The 18902-nt window shown below is 44.3% G+C and carries 8 protein-coding genes and 1 riboswitch; of the genes, 7 read left to right on the top strand and 1 reads right to left on the bottom strand.

The genetic code is table 11. The features are described from left to right. Positions 1 to 11 precede the first annotated feature (11 nt). The 3 genes from ureG to J2Z69_RS05240 all read left to right on the top strand — a co-directional run bounded on the left by ureG (position 12) and on the right by J2Z69_RS05240 (position 2606). Positions 12 to 623 (top strand): urease accessory protein UreG, encoded by a 612-nt coding sequence (gene ureG, locus J2Z69_RS05250; protein ID WP_209859788.1) that lies wholly within the window; start codon positions 12 to 14, stop codon positions 621 to 623. A gap of 1 nt (position 624) precedes the next feature. Then, positions 625 to 1449, top strand: a complete 825-nt coding sequence (locus tag J2Z69_RS05245; RefSeq protein WP_209859786.1) for an urease accessory protein UreD — start codon at positions 625 to 627, stop codon at positions 1447 to 1449. Between the two features lie 155 nt (positions 1450 to 1604). Next, positions 1605 to 2606 carry a HoxN/HupN/NixA family nickel/cobalt transporter gene (locus J2Z69_RS05240; RefSeq protein ID WP_209859784.1) on the top strand — a complete coding sequence of 334 codons (1002 nt, stop codon included), beginning with the start codon at positions 1605 to 1607 and terminating at the stop codon, positions 2604 to 2606. A 240-nt stretch (positions 2607 to 2846) separates the two neighbouring features. Here the strand turns inward: J2Z69_RS05240 and J2Z69_RS05235 are convergent, their stop codons facing one another. Next, positions 2847 to 3260 carry a hypothetical protein gene (locus J2Z69_RS05235; RefSeq protein WP_209859782.1) on the bottom strand — a complete coding sequence of 138 codons (414 nt, stop codon included), beginning with the start codon at positions 3258 to 3260 and terminating at the stop codon, positions 2847 to 2849. Positions 3261 to 3265: 5 nt separating this feature from the next. Next, a riboswitch (cyclic di-AMP (ydaO/yuaA leader) is annotated at positions 3266 to 3429 on the bottom strand. A 441-nt stretch (positions 3430 to 3870) separates the two neighbouring features. Here J2Z69_RS05235 and J2Z69_RS05230 point away from each other — a divergent pair. The 4 genes from J2Z69_RS05230 to J2Z69_RS05215 all read left to right on the top strand — a co-directional run bounded on the left by J2Z69_RS05230 (position 3871) and on the right by J2Z69_RS05215 (position 18899). Continuing rightward, a complete protein-coding gene (locus tag J2Z69_RS05230; protein ID WP_209859780.1) occupies positions 3871 to 4932 on the top strand; it encodes a glycosyltransferase family 2 protein in 1062 nt (353 codons plus the stop codon). 440 nt (positions 4933 to 5372) lie between these two features. Next, on the top strand, positions 5373 to 5756 hold the full coding sequence (gene panD, locus J2Z69_RS05225) for an aspartate 1-decarboxylase (RefSeq protein ID WP_209859779.1): 384 nt from the start codon (positions 5373 to 5375) through the stop codon (positions 5754 to 5756). Positions 5757 to 5786: 30 nt separating this feature from the next. Continuing rightward, complete coding sequence (locus tag J2Z69_RS05220; protein ID WP_209859776.1) at positions 5787 to 17951, top strand: non-ribosomal peptide synthetase; 12165 nt, start codon at positions 5787 to 5789, stop codon at positions 17949 to 17951. Positions 17952 to 18026: 75 nt separating this feature from the next. Next, a complete protein-coding gene (locus tag J2Z69_RS05215) occupies positions 18027 to 18899 on the top strand; it encodes a CPBP family intramembrane glutamic endopeptidase (protein ID WP_209859774.1) in 873 nt (290 codons plus the stop codon). The last annotated feature ends 3 nt before the right edge of the window (positions 18900 to 18902 follow it).

The raw sequence follows: 18902 nt of genomic DNA, 5'->3' as shown, positions 1-18902 counted from the left end.
AGTGTATGTATATGGAACCTATTAGAATTGGAGTCGGAGGTCCTGTTGGAGCAGGGAAGACCATGCTTGTAGAGAAATTGACTCGGCATTTAGAGGGACAAATCAGCATGGCTGTTGTAACGAATGATATTTATACCAAAGAAGATGCCAAATTTCTGATGGCTAATGGTGTATTGCCAGCGGATCGGATTATTGGCGTGGAAACAGGGGGATGCCCTCATACCGCAATTCGTGAAGATGCTTCCATGAACTTTGCTGCTATTGATGAATTGAAAGAAAAGCATCCTGATGTTGAGCTTATTTTTGTGGAGAGCGGCGGCGATAACCTTGCAGCTACCTTCAGTCCTGAGCTGGTTGATTTCTCTATTTATATTATCGATGTTGCCCAAGGGGAGAAAATCCCACGTAAAGGTGGACAAGGGATGATTAAATCGGATTTATTTATTATCAATAAAATAGATCTAGCACCTTATGTAGGAGCAAGCCTGGAAGTTATGGAATCGGATACGAAAATATTCCGTGGAAATAAACCGTTTGTATTCACAAACTTAAAAGATAATACGGGTCTTGATCAAGTCATCGACTGGATTAAAGAGAATGCGTTCTTAAAGGGATTGGAATAGAATGAAGGACTGGACAGGGATTCTGCGATTAGAAGCTGAAGAACGAAACGGAAAAACTGTCGCCAAGAATGTGTATTTCCAAGGGGCTTTCAAAGTGATGCGTCCTATCTATCACGACGATTCTGGACAAGCCTGTTACTATATACTGAATCCAGGTGGAGGTTATTTAGACGGGGATCGTTATCAGATGAAAATTGCACTTAGAGAGCAAGCCCGTCTAACCTTAACTACACAATCGGCTACTAAAATATACAAAACACCGACGAATCCTGCATATCAGGAGACAGAAATTACCCTTAAGAAGGGTAGCTATCTTGAGTATATAACTGATCCGCTTATTGGTTATGCACGTGCAAGATACAAGCAAAAAACGGTAGTGAAGATGGAGACGGGAGCTACGTTTCTGTATTCAGATATTATTACCTCCGGTTGGTCTCCAGAAGGGGCAAAGTTTAGTTATGATCTACTCCAATTAATCACTGAAATTTATATTGAAGATGAACTGGTCATGTATGATCATATTAAATTGAATCCGACTTCACAAACTATGAATTCTCTGGGGTTCATGGAGGGCTATTCTCATTTGGGATCGATGGTGGTGGTTGGAGAACAAGCGAGTCATGAACTTCTTGATCAGCTGTATCAAGCCATTCGTGAAGATACGACAGAGTATAAAGTAGGACTGTCCTTTCTTCCTGTGGCTGGAATTATCATAAGAATACTAGCCAATTCGACTCAAACCATAGAAAGAATTCAGACAACATGTCACCATATCATTAATCAACATTTTTTTAATACCACACCTTCTTTTTTAAGAAAATATTAATGCCGACAACCCAGCAATCGTAATGATTGCCGGGTTTTATTAGAGTGCGGAATATTAGAGCTATGAGTAGAGAGGTATATTTGTAGACATCTGCAGATACAATATTTGAGGGCGGAAGTTAAATTGGACAATTGAAAAGACGAAAGGTAGATCGAATGAAATATATATGGAATCGTTATATGTTAATAGTCTTGATCATTCATGTGCTTGGAATTTTTGCTTTACTAACGGTAATTCCTACACATCCATCTTTTGTGGGTATGGGGATTGCTGCATATGCCTTTGGTCTTCGCCATGCATTCGATATTGATCATATTGCTGCTGTGGATAATACCATCCGTAAATTAATTGCCCAAAAGAAAGATTCTAGAGGAGTAGGATTCTTTTTCTCATTAGGACATTCTACTGTGGTTTTCTTATTGGCAGTGTTAACAGCAATCTCTGTTAAGTTTGTTGCTGAATACATGCCTAAGATGCAAAAAATAGGTGGTATTATTGGAGTAACAGTATCAGGCGTGTTTCTAGTCTTTTTAGCTATCTTAAATTTAATGTTATTTATTCAACTATGGTCTATGTTCCGTAAAATGAAGGAAGAACGAGTAAGTGAATCTGAACTTGAGAAAATGTTCGAAGCGAAAGGTTTTTTCACACGTTATTTGGGCTCATTTTTTAAATTAGTAACAAAAAGTTGGCATATTTATCCGATAGGTTTTCTATTTGGACTAGGATTCGATACAGCCACTGAAATATCATTATTAACCATGTCTGCTGGTGCAGCGAACAACCATTTCCCAGTCCTCGGAATCATTGCCCTACCGTTATTATTCGCGGCAGGAATGAGTTTGTTCGATACGCTTGATGGTATGATGATGACACAAAGTTATGCTTGGGCAAACGATAGACCCATTCGAAAAGTCTATTATAATATGATAGTTACTGCGATTTCTGTCATTGCAGCACTAGCTGTTGGCGTTGTTGAATTGGCTCAAATAACAACAGATAAACTTCACCTATCGGGGGGATTCTGGGATGTTATTGCGTCGATCGACTTCGGGAATTTAGGATATTTCTTAGTCGTAGCCTTTTTGTTGATTTGGGGTATAGCCGTTTTTATATGGAAATACTTCAAGATTGAAGAGCGCTATCATGTAAAATAATATGAACTTTAACCGGTAATATACTAGTTCATAGCTCATTTTAGTATTAAATTTCAATCAATTAAATTACTACTATTTCGCAACAAGAAGAAGAGGCGCTCCAAAGGCCTCTTTTTCTTGTTATGAGTGTCTATCAAAATATGGATGAAGTTGGCTCTCCCATCCGAATCTGTCCTTTATATACTTTTGGATATTGGTCAGCACGTATAAGATCAGATCGTACAATCTGATATAAAAATCCTAAAATAAATTGATATACTGAGAAGCTTGATTCATCAAGTTGTTCCGTGAAGCTCTATTATTATGTCTGGTTTGATCTGTAATTTGTTGCAGGGCGGAGAAGAGTAATCGAGAATGAATACTGTCTTCGCGGAACTGATATGCGAACCACTGCAGATCGCGAGGCTGTCTAGCATACAGAATTTTACGTAAGCAACAGGACCACTTTACCCAATCCACGGGTGTCTCCGATGTTTGGAGCCCAATCATTTCACTTGATAGTTCACCATAATCTGTATTTAGAATGAGTTGGACTTGGAAATATATATGTCCTTTTTCCTCTATAGACAAAATAAAGAGTTCCAATTCCGTGATTTGAACGACTTGCACACTGCTGTTAAGAGCGGGTAGTGCTTCTGCTATTTGTCCGAGCATGATTCAATTTCTCCCTTTTTCGCTTACGAGGTTAGCTGTCGGATTCGGACGAGAGAGCCGTCCTACCAGCATATTTTTATTCTGGATTCACCCCTTAACACAATTAGATCTGTGTTCGTGTTGGTTCCCCCGATGCTCTTCTTTTGAAGGCATTCAGCGTAATATTAGGCTATTCATAGATAGCTTTTTGTCCTAAGATCTCGATCTTAAATGTGAACTTTTTTCTTGTAAAACTTAACCTAGGTCTGTCTTTTAGCATTCAGATTGATTTTTGATCAATTCAAATCTAAGGCATGAAGTAATCTTGACCGTATCTTAAGCTTTGTTGCATCGACTGTAAAGTTAACCATTCCTGTAAAAAGGGCATATTCCTTGCTATAGGTTCACCAATGAATTTGTGACATAAGTCATCGCAGATTTACTGGGTATTGCTTCATAATACAGAGAATATCATTGTTTTTTATAGTTTTTTTACGCATTTAGCGTATATATTTTCTCTATATTTACATGCCTTTTAAATCCTTACTAAGAGATTACTCTTGACGAATTTCTGCTATCGCATTTACACTGACGATGATTTAAGGATTTAAAAAGATTGGAGTTGAAACCATTGGAGCCATTGATAAGTATTGTCATGCCTACTTATAATCGAGCGCATATCATTTCTGGTGCAATCGAGTCCATACTGCGTCAGTCCTACGCTAATTGGGAGTTGATCGTCGTTGACGATCGAAGTACGGACCACACGAAAGAGATGATTAAGGAATGGACTACTCGGGAGTTGCGAATTCATTATGTATGCAACGAACGAGAAAAAGGCCCAGGTGGTGCACGGAACACGGGCATGCTGGCGGCGAAAGGCGAATATTTAGCGTTTCTTGATTCCGATGACGAATGGTATCCTAATCATTTGAGTGATAGCCTAAGGACGCATGTGCTGACGAATGCGGAGATCAGTTTTGCGCTTTGGGTGGAGCAGCATGGGGAAACAATATCCTATAATTTCGATCGTCCGATTGAACGGAATTTGCTACAATCGATGGGCGCTACATTCGGAACGGCGGAGGATGGAGCAACAATTATTTTTGAGAAAGGGTTATTTGAGGCTTTCTTATCACATACGAGAAACTTTTTCCAACTGAATACGATGGTATTTCGTAAAAGGCTTCTAGACGAAGTGGGACTAATTAACGAACAATTCTATCTCGGAGAGGATACAACCTATTTGCTTCGTTTTTTTGACAACTACCGAATTGCACTGCAAACCAAACCTCATTCCATATATCGAGAGTCACCCGATAGCCTTTACTTTTTCTGCGACCGCTGGCAACTTGATCCCGATACCATTCATCTTAACCAAGACATCTATAAGAAGATTGAAGGACTAAGCTTCAAATCAATTAAGGTGCGCGAGCATATTCGTAATATGGTAATTCAGTCTAGTTCGATTAGTAAAAAATCGAAACAGCTTTCATATATTGACATGGGCATTTCTAGTAAATATTTTACACTGAGTTATCTCAACCGTTACGACCGCAACACAGCACTGTATTATTGCCGACAATCGCTACGATATAAAATAACTATTTTTAATTTATTTTTGTATGTCAAGCTGCTGAGTTTCAGCAAAAAAGGCCATGTTTTTCTGCATCATGCCCTTAATTTATGGTAGTTCCCAGCACAATATTAAAAGAATTTATCCCTGTATTATAAGATTGTCGCCCTATCTTAAGTAAAGGTTTACCTCTACTATAAGGGTAAGTTAATTGCTATTTTCCGACAAAATACTTTAACTCATTACCGCTACACTTGATCACACAATTGTACTTCCTCCTTCACAGCGCTAAAGCGATTGAACAAGTTTCTGCGTTGTACAAACCACGTTTTTTGATTCTGTAGTTAGATTTGCAACTAACTAGAATTCGCACATTATGTAACCCTGCCTTACTAGTACAACCTCTTCCCTTAGTAATTCGCTTATCCAATCAGCTTGAATCCACATCATCCATGTATATTCCTTAATCACCCTCATCATCAAGACTTGCCCTCAGCCTCTTATAAGACAATATCTATGTTTATTCTCACAAACTACTCCACGAGGAGCGTGTATTCATGTTTAGAGAGATGCATAAGTCTAAAATTCATCGTGCTGTTGTAACGGAAGCCAATCTGAATTACGTAGGAAGCATAACGATCGATCAGGACATTTTGGATGCCTCCAACATATTGGAGAATGAGAAAGTGCAAGTGGTCAATATAAATAACGGAGCTAGACTAGAGACTTATGTCATTACTGGCCCTAGAGGCTCAGGTGTGGTGTGCTTAAATGGCGCCGCTGCAAGACTAGTACAGCCGGGAGATCTTGTCATTATTATTTCTTATGCTCTGATGGAAGAAGCGGTAGCCCGCACATATCGTCCGCATGTTGTCATCATGGACGAGCATAATCGCATCGTAACGGAGGATTATCAAGAACTGCATTCCACAACGGTGTGATGAAAAAGACAGATCGGAGGGCTGCCGACTATGAGAAGCATCCGTAATTTGTCCAGCGTATTGCTGGCACGTAAAGATGATCATGCAGGTATTGTATTCTGTGAAAGTGGTCAGGAGCGTTATGTGTCTTATGGCGAGTTGTTAGCCAAAGCACAAAGGATGCTCCACAAGCTGTATGAACAGGGTCTTACAACAGGAACTTTTGTCGTCATGCAGACAGAAGATAACGAACGTTTTATTACGCTATTCTGGGCATGTATCCTCGGAGGTATGATTCCCGTTCCCATAACGGCAGCACGTACAGACGAAGGACGTAAAAAGTTGATCGCAGTCTGTAAGCAACTTGAAAAGCCAAGGCTGCTCTGCGAAGCAGAGTTCTGGCCCGGAATACAAAGCTACGCCTTGAAGAACGAAGAGACGGAACTACTTGGACTGTTCGAACGAGGTAACATCTCCTTTGCAGATCTCGTTGCTGATGATGCTACAGATCTACCCGATATTGCAGCATATGAGGCTGCAGAGTCGGATATAGCATTCATTCAATTTACATCAGGTTCTACAGGAGATCCGAAGGGGGTTGTACTTACCCACGGTAATCTTTTATCGAATCTGCGAGCTATCAGGCATGGCGCGAAATCGACTGATAAGGACTCTTCATTAAGCTGGCTACCGTTAACGCATGATATGGGATTGATCGGATTTCATCTTACGCCGTTGTTCTGCGGTATGCGTCAGTTGCATCTACCGACTTCAACCTTTGTATTGCATCCAATGAAATGGCTGGAACTAACGCACAAACATCGGGTAACGTGCCTTTCCTCCCCGAATTTCGGTTACGTGCATTTTCTGCAACATTGGAAGCCCGAAAGTGCAGCCGCATGGGATTTATCCTGCGTTAGACTCATTTTTAATGGAGCAGAACCAATCTCGGCAGATCATTGCCGCAATTTTCTGAACACAATGAGACCGTATGGTCTAAAAGAAAATTGTATATTCCCAGTATACGGACTGGCTGAAGCCAGTCTTGCGGTTACGTTCCCTGATACGGAAGAGAACTTAACCACCATTCAGCTTGATCGCCAATCGCTTACTTTCGGACAGCCTGTAACTATAGCTGCGGCAGAAGATAATACGGCTATTGAGATTGTAGAGCTGGGCTTTCCCGTTGAGGAATGCGAGGTCCGTATTTGCGACGAAGAAGGCAATTTGCTCCCAACAGATACTGTAGGCTTGATTCAGATTAAAGGACAGAACGTCACAAAAGGATACTACAAGCGACCTGACGTGAATAAGCAGCTCATTTCACCAGAGGGTTGGCTTCATACAGGGGATTTGGGCTTTATGCTGGAGGGGCGTCTATATGTCACCGGCCGCATGAAGGACGTTATCTTCATCAACGGACAAAATGTGTATCCACATGATCTTGAAGCGTTAATCAGCCAAGTGCAAGGCGCTGAAATGGGCAAAACCGCGATTACAGCTATTCAGAATACGATAACTAAACAAGATGCAATTGCTGTGTTCATTCAGCACCGTGGTAAGACCAGCGGATTCGTTCCTCTTATGATCGAAGTAAAAAAAATATTGAACAAATCGGCAGGGCTCGATGTAGCCTTTGTAGTCCCTGTACGGCGAATTCCAAAAACAACTTCCGGTAAAATTCAACGCTATGTCTTAGCGGAAGCGCTACATGAAGGTGATTTCTTGGTAACGCTTTCAGAGTTAGCTGGATTGGAGTCGGCCGCCACAACCGAGTGGATTCCTGCAGAAAGTACAGACGTGCTCCAACTAGAACAGAAGGCAGAGCCGGCCTCAGAGATAGAGCAACAAATTATATCTATATGGCGCGAAGTATTGAAGAAGGAGCATATTGGCCGCAACGATGGTTTCCTTGAGCAAGGTGGAAATTCTCTTAAAGCGGCTTACGCTGTAGCCAGGCTACAAGAGACACTAGGTATGGAGCTTACGCTTACCGAATTATTTTTGCATGAGACCGTTAGCTCACTAGCTGAATTTATTGTAGATAGCATGCAAAAGGGCAAAAGTAATGACGCTACGCCACCGCCTGTAGTTAAAGTAGAGGAGCGAGTGAAGTATCCCGCAAGTTCAGCCCAAATGCAGCTGTTCCTTTTGGAAGAGCTGAATCCCGGATTGCTCAGTTATCATCTGCCTTTTGTGATCGAAATGAAGGGACCGCTTGATCTTGAACGTTTCAGAGAAGCTTGGGAGGCTTTAATCAAGCGTCATCCTGCACTGCGCACCTCTTTTTTCATGGAGGAAGATCAAGTGGTGCAGTGTATAGAAGAACATGTTGAAATGCCCCTTATCCTCATCGACGGAAGAGAGTGGAGGGATTCAGAGTTTGAATCTCATGAGCGCAATTTTCTGAGATCCTTCTCTCTGAATGAGGCACCCTTACTTCGTATGGAACTTGTACGCAAAGATCAGGAAGCACATGTCCTTTTATTGGATATTCATCACATTATAACGGACGGCACATCGATGGGAATTCTGATGTCTGATCTTGCAGCATTATATGACGGCAATACGCTTAATCCCATGTCTATTCATGGCGGAGATATGGCACTTTGGGAGGCTACTATTGGAAGAGGGTCTTGGCTGGATCGTCAGCAGTTGTATTGGAAAGAAATGTTCCAAGATAGCGTACCTTCAACTGTGATGCCTTCACTATATCCAAGGCCACAAGCACCAACTTATCGAGGAGCTATCGTTCGATTTCAGCTGGAATCCGATCTTTCTCAATCGCTAAGAGATCTGGCTAGACAAGAAGGGGTAACGCTATACGCATTGCTGCTTTCCATCTATTATGTATTGCTTGCAAAATATACAGGGGAGATGGACATTACCGTGGGTACCGCGGCGGCGCGACGTGCACGGCCCGAGATTCAAGGTATAGTGGGAATGTTCGTCAACATGATTCCGATCCGACTTCAAGGGCAAGGCAATATGCGATGGAATCAATGGATGAAGCTGGTTCATGGAAGGATTTTAGCGTCGATTGGTCATGGGGATGTTCCTTTTGAAGACATAGCAGAGCTTGCCAATGTGAATCGGGAATATGGACGAAATCCGTTGTTCGACACGGTATTCACACTTCAGAATATGGAATTACCGGAATGGCGGAGTAAGGACATAATCTATACCCCTAAAACGCTGAATCATGGATTTTCCAAGTTCGATTTACTATGGGAATGTGCGGACCATGGCGATGGTATTTCGTTTACTTTGGAGTATGCATTGGACCTCTATGATGAACAAATACCAATCCAACTGATTCGGCATTACATGACACTTGCTAGAAAAATTGTAGATCAACCCCATAGGTTACTTGAAGATGTGGATCTCATGGATACAGTTGAGCGTAACGCAATATTTCAGCATAGCTGTTCATTGGCTATACCGCAACGGGAGCTGTCTCTACATAGGCTGTTTGAGTTACAAGTAGCAGAGACTCCTCAGCACATTGCTGTTCATATGGACACGGAGACGTTCACATATAGTGAGTTAAATGCACGGGCCAATCGATTAGCACATGGGCTTGTGCACAGGGGAGTTATACCCGGAACTAAAATAGGACTGTTATTGCAACGTTCACCTGAGCTGATTGTGACTATATTGGCTGTGCTTAAAGCCGGAGCGGTCTATGTACCAATTGACCCCCATTATCCCGAAGAGCGGATGCTGTACATGCTACAAGATACGGGAGCCCAAGCTATCGTGATTATGGCCTCAGCGAAGGAAAAGATTAGTGCGTTAGCACAAGGAAGCCTCGATATCATTGAAATGGATGGGCTTGATTCGCAATGGACTGTGGACTCAGATCACAATTTGAATATTGACGGCTCGGCACATGACTTGGCCTACATCATGTACACATCGGGTTCAACGGGGAAGCCCAAGGGCATTATGACTTCGCATCGTAATGTATCTCGAATTGCAACAGATACTGATTACATCCATATTAGCGAACATGATGTAGTTTTACAGCTCTCCAGTTATGTCTTTGATGGATCTACATTTGATATCTATGGAGCACTGTTAAATGGCGCGAAGCTTCGGTTAGTCCGTGAGGAAGAGGCTGCTGATGTCATGCGCCTGAATGAGCTGATTCAGGATGAAGGAATCACGCTATTTTTTGTGACGACAGCACTTTTTAATACCCTCGTTGAACATGGACTTAGTTCAATGCATGGCCTGCGTCATATTTTGTTCGGTGGAGAACGGGCTTCCTTCCCCCATGTCCGCAAAGCATTCCAAGCACTGGGTCCGGGCGTATTATTGCATGTCTATGGTCCTACAGAGACGACGGTATTTGCTACTTGCCACCGAATTATGGACATAGGCAATGAACAAGGAAGGAACTCTATTCCTATTGGCTTACCTATAGCACGTTCCACGACTTTGGTCATGAACAATCAGGGGCAGATGCAACCGAATTGGGTGGCTGGCGAATTGTGGATTGCAGGCGATGGTGTTGCATCTGGTTATGTGAATTTGCCTGAGCAGACCAAGCTTAAGTTCCTCCCTCATCCATTTCTTGAAGGAGCCACGGTCTACAGAACCGGCGATTTAGTTCGACGGCTGCCAGACGGGAGTTTGGAATTTCTGGATCGTATCGACAGTCAAGTGAAGCTAAGAGGTTACCGAATCGAATTGGGGGAAATCGAGAATAGATTATTGGAATGTACAGGCGTTCGTGAAACCTTTGTCATGCGGGTTGAACATGAGGGCGGACCTTATTTATGTGCTTATATCGTAACGCAGCAAGGTGAAAGTATGGCGGGTATACGAAGTGAACTGGCAGACAAGCTTCCGGCATTTATGATACCTACAGCATGGGTGTCGCTGGAAAAATTGCCGCTTAACAGGAACGGTAAGATAGATAAGAACCGTCTACCTGCCCCAGAACGCGTAGTTTCATATGAACGACCTGCAACCCGTACAGAGAGAATTGTAACAGATTTGTGGCAAGACATTTTGCGCGTGAAGCAAGTGGGTGTCCTTGATGTTTTTTATGAGCATGGAGGTCATTCATTAAAAGCCGCTGCATTGTCTTCAGCTGTTTATAAGAAATGCCAAGTGCGGATACCGCTTCAAGACATGTACAAGTTAACGACAGTTAGAGCACAGGCCGCATGGATTGATCAGGCAGTTAAGGAGTTATATGAGCCGATAGTTGAGGCGCCAAAAGCTGCATACTATCCACTCAGTCCATCCCAACAACGAATGTTTTTGGCTGATCATTTGACTGATATAGGAATAACCTATCACATTCCTCTTGTTCTAAAAATTTCGGGGGCACTGAATGAATCCGTATTGGAGCAGTCCCTTCATAAGCTAATTGAACGGCATGAGCCGCTGCGTACTTCATATCAATGGATCGACGGAGCCCCGGCGCAGATTGTACAGGATTCACCACTATTTATTATGCAAAGGACAGCGCTTGCCAAGAAGACATTATCCGAGGTGAGTAACGAATTTTTCAAGCCTCTTAATCTTAACGTTGCTCCGCTAATCCATGCTTGTTATTGCTATCCTGATTCGGATGCAGCAGATGCAGTGGAGGCTTATCTACTGCTTAATATTCACCATATCGCTGCGGATGGGATCTCCGTCATGTTGTTGCTGGAGGATTTAACTGCTCTAATCGACGGTAACGAGCTTCAGCGCTTGACTTTGCATTACAAGGATTATGCCTGTTGGCAGAATCAACACTCGGATACCGAGCGGTCCAAAGCTTCCCAGACGTTTTGGGTTCAGCAGCTCCAAGAGCCTCAAGATTTGCTGGATATGCCGCTGGATAAGCCAAGGGGAGAGCGACAGACGTTTGCAGGAAATACGCATACCTTTCACATCCCGTCTTCATTAATTACACGACTGAACCCGATATCGGTTCAAGCAGGTGTGAGCATGAACAGCATGCTTTTTGCGGCGTATACCTTACTGCTCAAGGGAATGACGCATCAATCGGAATGTACAATTGGCTCATTGGCTGCTGGCAGAACTCACCCGGATACGGATCGAATGATAGGCATGTTCAATCAGTTCCTACCGATTCGAATGAAGGTCGTGGACGAGTTATCATTCCTATCATTTACTCAGGAGACACATAGACGATTGCTTGCATGCTATGAACACGGCGAGATCAGCTTTGAGCAGCTCATGGAAGCGGCCAACTATGCGCATAATCCTTCCCGGAATCCGTTATTTGATACGATGCTTATTCTTCATAATCAGATCGAAGATGAGACGCTTGAGGTGGGCGGAGACGGTTGGAAGATGGAAATTCTACCTGTTAATCATGGCACGTCTAAGCTAGATTTCAAGCTTGATTTGTATCATGACATGGATGGAGGTCTGCGGGGTGAGCTGGAGTACAACACGGGACTGTTCTTGAGTGGAACCATGAAGCGATTAGCGGAAAAACTGGTATACATCTTGGAGCAAGCGGCAGCTAATCCAGACTTGATCTGCGGGGATGTGAGCATAACGACACCCGCTGAAACTGAGGCCATTCATTCATGGAATGATACAGATCATGTCTATCCGGTAGACACGACCATCCATGAGCGATTCGCCGAATCCGCACGCCGTTGGCCAGACCGCACCGCTGTGAAATCTGCGGAAGGATCTCTAACCTATGAACAGCTACATCGTCGCTCCGACCGTATGGCTGTCTTACTTAGAAGTAAGGGAGTAACGACCGAGACCATTGTGCCGATTGTTGCTCAGCGTTCCCTATCTTTAATGGTTGCCATTATGGCGGTGCTGAAGGCAGGTGGAGCTTACCTACCCATTGATCCACAGCATCCAGCCGAACGGAACCATGCCATTCTGGAAGATAGCGGATCTAGGCTGATGCTTGTAGGGGCGAAGTGGTTAGATATGCTACCTGCTTTTAATGGAGAACAACTGGATTTAGATATGCTTGTAGCAGCTACGGAAATGGAGGTGCCCTTAAGTGAAGAGGAATCCAGTATGCCTCAGCAAGGGGGACCCGAACATTTAGCGTATGTCATATATACGTCAGGTTCAACAGGCAAACCCAAAGGCGTGATGATAGAGCACCGAGCGGTAATCAACCGATTGAACTGGATGCAGGTAGCTTATCCGTTGGAAGCACACGACGTCATCTTGCAAAAGACACCCATTACTTTTGATGTATCTGTGTGGGAACTATTCTGGTGGAGCATAGCCGGCGCTTCGCTTTATTTGCTAGAGCCTGGTGGAGAGAAAGAGCCCGCGGTCATGGTACGAACTATAGAGGAGCAGGCCATCACCGTTATGCATTTTGTCCCGTCGATGTTGAATTTGTTTGTGCCCTATGTAGCCGAACGTGGCAAGGGACATCAGCTAGCATCACTCAGGTATGTATTTGCTAGTGGCGAAGCATTGAAGCCTGCTCATGTATCTAGTTTCTATGAACTAATGGAGCGAAGTAACAGCCCAGCTCAACTTGTTAATCTATATGGTCCGACGGAAGCTACGGTCGATGTCAGTTATTACAATTGCTTAGACTCAAGTAGGGCTCTTGTTCCTATCGGCAAGCCCATCCACAATATTCAGCTCTACATTGTAGATAAATATATGAATCTGCAACCCATCGGCGTGTCTGGTGAACTATGTATTGCTGGAGTGGGTCTAGCCCGTGGATATTATAATAGACCAGATTTGACGGAGCAGAGTTTTATTCCAAATCCTTTCGCCCCAGGTACGAAATTGTATCGTACGGGTGATCGTGCACGGTGGCTGCCTGATGGGAATATAGAGTATCTGGGACGTTCCGATCATCAGCTCAAGCTACGTGGACTTCGCATTGAATGCGGAGAAATTGAACAGGCCCTATTGATACAGACGGCCGTTCGCGACGCGATTGTGACAACGGTCATCGACCCTGCCGGGGACATGGCACTTTGTGCATATCTAGTCCCTGTACATGGAACTGATGATCTGGAGCAGATGATTCGTTCCGCACTTCAGACACAATTACCGGATTACATGATTCCTTTGTATTTCATAATTATGGATGCGTTGCCGCTAACAACAAGTGGCAAAGTAGATCGCAGCAAGCTCCCTCAACCTCAGTTTTTTGAATCCGCGGCTGAAGGAGAAGGGCTCAAGGGACTAACGGAACAGCGACTAGGTGAACTTTGGCGAGAAGCGCTCGGTCTCTCTGCAAGCGAGTTAGACTCTACAGTCGTCTTAGGCAGAGAAGCCCATTTCTTCCAGATGGGTGGACATTCTTTACGTGCAGCGCAGCTCGCAGGCTTAATTGAACAGGATTACGGCGTCTTATTTTCCATGAAGGATGTGTTTGATGCTCCCGTACTAAAGGATATGGCAGCAGTTATTGACCATGCGGAGTCAACGTCCTCCTCGGTCCTTACTCAGGCGGAAAGCCGGCCGTACTATCCATTGTCGCTCGCACAAAATAGGCTGTTCGTATTACATCAACTTTATCCTAATTCTACTGCTTACAATCTGCCTCTTGCTCTAAGCCTCAAAGGACCAATCCATTTTGAAAGGTTACAAGGAGCCATTCAGGCACTGATGGAGCGGCATGAACCGCTGAGAACCTGGTATGACTGGGAAGAGGGAAAGCCGATACAACTTGTTAAGGAAGAGATATCGTTCGAACTCGCCCTACATCACGTGCAAGCTGCAGATGATCTGAATTCATTGGCACGCGCAGTCATTCGTCCGTTCGATCTGCGCAAGGCTCCGTTGCTTCGAGCATTCCTTGCGACGGATGGGGAGAACCAGCATACGCTGATGCTAGATATGCATCACATCGCTACAGATGGCGTGTCGATGTCTGTGATGGCGAGAGATTTCGAGCAACTGTATCGCGGGAATACGTTAGAGCCATTGCACATTCAATATAAGGATGTTGCTGTGTGGCAGCAACAATGGATGGCTTCTGAGGCGAGACAGCGGCAAGAACAATATTGGAAGCATCAGCTAGCTGGCCCACTTCCTTTATTGCAGTTACCGACCAATTATGTACGCCCACTTGAACAAAGCTTTGAAGGAGCCAAGCTTGTGATGCAGATTCCAGCAAGGCTGGCTGAAGGCATTCAAGTGACAGCAGCGCGTTGGAACGTTACTCCTTTTCATATTTGGCTGGCAGCATACCATACCTTGTTGCATTTGATGACAGGGCAAGATGACCTCATAGTCGGTACACCTATTGCTGGACGTTTCCATCCCGCCATGGAGTCCTTGGTAGGTATGTTTGTCAATACGTTACCTATTCGGAGCAGACCTTCTAGCGAACTGTCTTTCTATGCATTTGTTGAGCAGCTCAAAAAAACTACGATTACCTCTATGAATAACGGGCTGTTGCCATTTGAACATATGGTAACCATGCTAGATGTGCCGCGCGATGCAAGTCGTAATCCATTATTCGACACGATGTTTGTTATGCAACAAGATGTACCTTCACTCGGTGAAGATACGTTACATTTTGAAGCACTAGTCGTGGATAACCACGTATCCAAGCTCGATCTGACTTTCGAAGTGGTGGATAAAGGCTCACAAGGTGCAGGTCTGACGATTGAATATGCTACTGCGCTTTTCAAAGAAGAACGAATTCATAGGTTGGCAGAATGGTATGTGCGAATTATAGATAGTGTATTAAATGAACCGATGTTGCCGCTTGGACAAATCAGTCTACTTAATCCTGAAGCAGCAAGGGAACAAAGTGAAGCATTCAATCGAACATTTGCGCCTTATGCATGCGAAGATACGATAGAGATGTATCTGGAAAGGCAAGCCACATTTACCCCACATGCTCTTGCGGTCGTAGCAGAAGTAGGAACATTAACCTATGCGGAATTAGATCAGCGTTCGAACCGACTAGCCCATGCACTCAGGAAGCGAGGTATTGAACCAGACGACTGCGTAGCCATTTGGATGGATCGTAGTCTCGAGATGATGATTGCCATCTATGGCGTGCTGAAGGCGGGCGGGGCTTATGTGCCGATTGCACGGGACTTCCCGCTGGAGAGAGTTCGCTATATGCTAGACAATTTTGAGGCTAAGCTTGTTCTGACAAAGGGGAAAGCTTCCGAGGCGCTGGAGCGGATAGGGCAATGTATGGATGTACACGAACTGTTAGCGCAGGAGCAAGCGATTCATCCCGTGGAGAAGATGCACAATGCTCATTCACTCGCTTATGTCCTTTATACTTCTGGATCTACGGGTCAACCCAAAGGGGTCATGATTGAGCATCATTCCGTCGTTAACCGGATTGGCTGGATGCAACATCAATTCGAATTAGATCACAATATGGTCATTTTGCAAAAGACCCCGATTACGTTCGATGTATCTGTATGGGAGCTATTTTTATGGAGTTTCGCTGGAGCAAGACTTGTCCTTCTATCTCCGGGTGGTGAGAAAGATCCTGTACAAATCTTGAATACAATAGCTAAGCATGGCGTAACAACGATGCATTTTGTGCCATCCATGCTACATCTGTTCTTAGAGAATCCAGGTTTGCTACGCGAAGAGACAAGACTTGAAAGTCTTAACCATGTATTCACAAGCGGAGAAGCATTGCTAACAGATCAGGTTCTTCGGTTCCGTGAGCGCATTACCGTTCCATTCGGTACTAAGCTTGTGAATTTGTACGGCCCAACCGAAGCGACAGTAGATGTGTCCTATCACGATTGCACAGAGGATGACGGTCTAACCGATTCTTTGTCCAATCAAGTGCCCATTGGTAAGCCGATCGACAATATTCACATTCATATTCTAAGCGATACTATGCACGTTCAGCCTGTCGGGATTGCTGGGGAACTATGGATATCCGGTGTAGGGTTAGCTAGGGGGTATCGGGGTCGAACGGATCTGACGGAAGAGAAGTTTATTCCACATCCGCTAGCCGCGGGAGGTCGAATGTACCGAACAGGGGATCTAGCTAGGTGGCGTCAAGATGGAACGATTGAATATCTAGGCCGGATGGACCATCAGGTGAAGTTGCGTGGACAACGTATTGAATGCGGAGAAATTGAACATGTCCTACTCGGTCATCCACAAATTACGGAAGTCGTGGTCTTGAAAAAAGTCGCTACTAGCGGAAGCGAATATTTATGTGCTTATATGACCTGTAACGAATATGCAGGGGATCAAGCACTACGAGAATATGCAGCTCAGCGTCTACCTGAGTATATGATTCCTTCTCTATTCATTGAACTGACTTCTTTGCCCTTATCTTCAAATGGCAAAATTGACCGTAAGGCGTTGCCAGAGCCTGAACTTGCAGTAAATACGGACACGCCATGGGTCGAAGCGACAAGCGATATCGAATTAGCCATTACCGCGGTATGGCAGGATATATTGCAAAGAAATGATTTCGGTATTCACCATCGATTTTTTGATATAGGCGGAGAATCTCTTCTATTAATACGTGTGCATCAACAGTTGGAAGCATTATACCCTGGTGCGCTAGGTGTGACGGATTTGTTCACCTATCCGACCATTGCTTCTCTGGCGAATTATCTGGAATCAAGACATCGTGAGCTTGCCTATTGGAACTGGGGTGGCATTGCACTAACAGATGCATTCCTTCCTAGCGGCTATGCCCCTGAACGTACGGGTACTATTCAATTTCAACTGGACCCGAAGGTTGCAAAAGGAATGTCAGAACTTGCCTCCTTCTATGCAGTGAGCATGAGTACTGCGGCGTATGCTGTCTACCTGTACTTCTGGCGAAGCGAGTCAGTGGATACCATGCTTGTGCTTCCGTGCATTTCAGATAATGGACTCATCGTTCCTAATACGATTGACTTTGCGGAAGTAAGTGACCTGCAGGGTCTGGTACAACAGGCTACCATGGAAAAGAATGTACCTGAAAGTTATTCTGCGCGGCAGATCAGATTACAAGTTCAATCCAGCGAAGCAACTACTTTATATCCGCTGTATGCAGGTGCTGTCCAGCATCCATTTAGAGACAAAGAAATACTGTTAGAGACATTCGATATGGTGTTGTATGTGGATGGCGGCACCACACTCAGTGGAACCGACTTACCCAAGATGAGCGGCGCATGGATGTATAATGCCCGTCGTGTAAGTAAAGAGAACATGATGCACTGGGCTTCTGCTTATTTGGAACTGTTATCGAATGTCACGGAGCAATTTCTTGCAACAAGACGTGTAATATCAGCGGATTAGCTGGTGGCGAGAGATAGAATACATGAGAACGAAAGCGTTTTGGTTTTTCTAGTCTAAGTAGAAAGGAGATTTCCTGTGAAAAAGGTAGGGACCATGCTAGGAAATATTGCTATGTATTTCGGCGTTTTTTATGCGCTGCTCTATCTGCTTCGCTCGACTTACAATTTCGAAGTCACGTTGTCTTTCGCTAAGTTTTTAAGTAGAAATCAGGCCATGTTCATGGCCGTTCTGTTCACTTTGATTACGCTTGTGTATCTACTCATTTTTCGAATTAAAGGTTGGATATGGCCCCACGCAGACAACAATCTTTTTCGAGTAGCGGGCTTTAGAAGACTGAGTGCCCCGCGAGTATGGCTTATGGTCGGTATGGGACTGGCTGGAAGCTTATTCAGCATCGGCCTTATCGTGATTGACGATATTGCCCAGCTATTTCCATCCGTACCTGCATTGGTCGACGATCTAATCAAGGGAGACTCCGCAGTCTACGTCATTATGGGAGCCGGTATACTTGGTCCTACGTTTGAAGAGTTGTTATTCAGGGGCCTCCTATTCCGTGAACTTCGCAAAGTTATGCCCGTATATGTAGCTTTAGTGTTACAGGCTGCGGCTTACGCCTATTTTCAGCCAAGTATGGCTTTGTCCGTAATTAGCATCGGTTCAGGAATCATTTATGGATCGTTGTATTTACGTACACGATCCCTGTGGGCTCCTATATTGGTTCAGATTACAGCTATGAGTACCATTTTCTTACTAAAATACGCGGGATTCTATGCGTGGTATGACAAATTAAATGAAGGTGTACTGTACTTTATTACAGCAGTCTGTCTCATGGCCTTAATTGGAGGTTCCATCTATGTCTGGCGGACCTCGGATCAAGGCCATGACTGGATACGGGTAGCTAAAGCACGGATGGCAGATACGCCATCGGCAGCACCAAAAGGAGGTTAGTCA

It is taken from the genome of Paenibacillus shirakamiensis (assembly GCF_017874255.1).
GTDB lineage: Bacteria > Bacillota > Bacilli > Paenibacillales > Paenibacillaceae > Fontibacillus > Fontibacillus shirakamiensis.
Note: the sequence above shows the minus strand (reverse complement) of the source record. Positions and strands in the feature narration are given on the sequence as shown.

Bases quoted from the DNA above. Each gene is read 5' to 3' on its own strand.
- ureG (WP_209859788.1), top strand. From the start codon at position 12: ATGGAACCTATTAGAATTGGAGTCGGAGGTCCTGTTGGAGCAGGGAAG.
- J2Z69_RS05245 (WP_209859786.1), top strand. From the start codon at position 625: ATGAAGGACTGGACAGGGATTCTGCGATTAGAAGCTGAAGAACGAAAC.
- J2Z69_RS05240 (WP_209859784.1), top strand. From the start codon at position 1,605: ATGAAATATATATGGAATCGTTATATGTTAATAGTCTTGATCATTCAT.
- J2Z69_RS05235 (WP_209859782.1), bottom strand. From the start codon at position 3,260: ATGCTCGGACAAATAGCAGAAGCACTACCCGCTCTTAACAGCAGTGTG.
- panD (WP_209859779.1), top strand. From the start codon at position 5,373: ATGTTTAGAGAGATGCATAAGTCTAAAATTCATCGTGCTGTTGTAACG.
- J2Z69_RS05220 (WP_209859776.1), top strand. From the start codon at position 5,787: ATGAGAAGCATCCGTAATTTGTCCAGCGTATTGCTGGCACGTAAAGAT.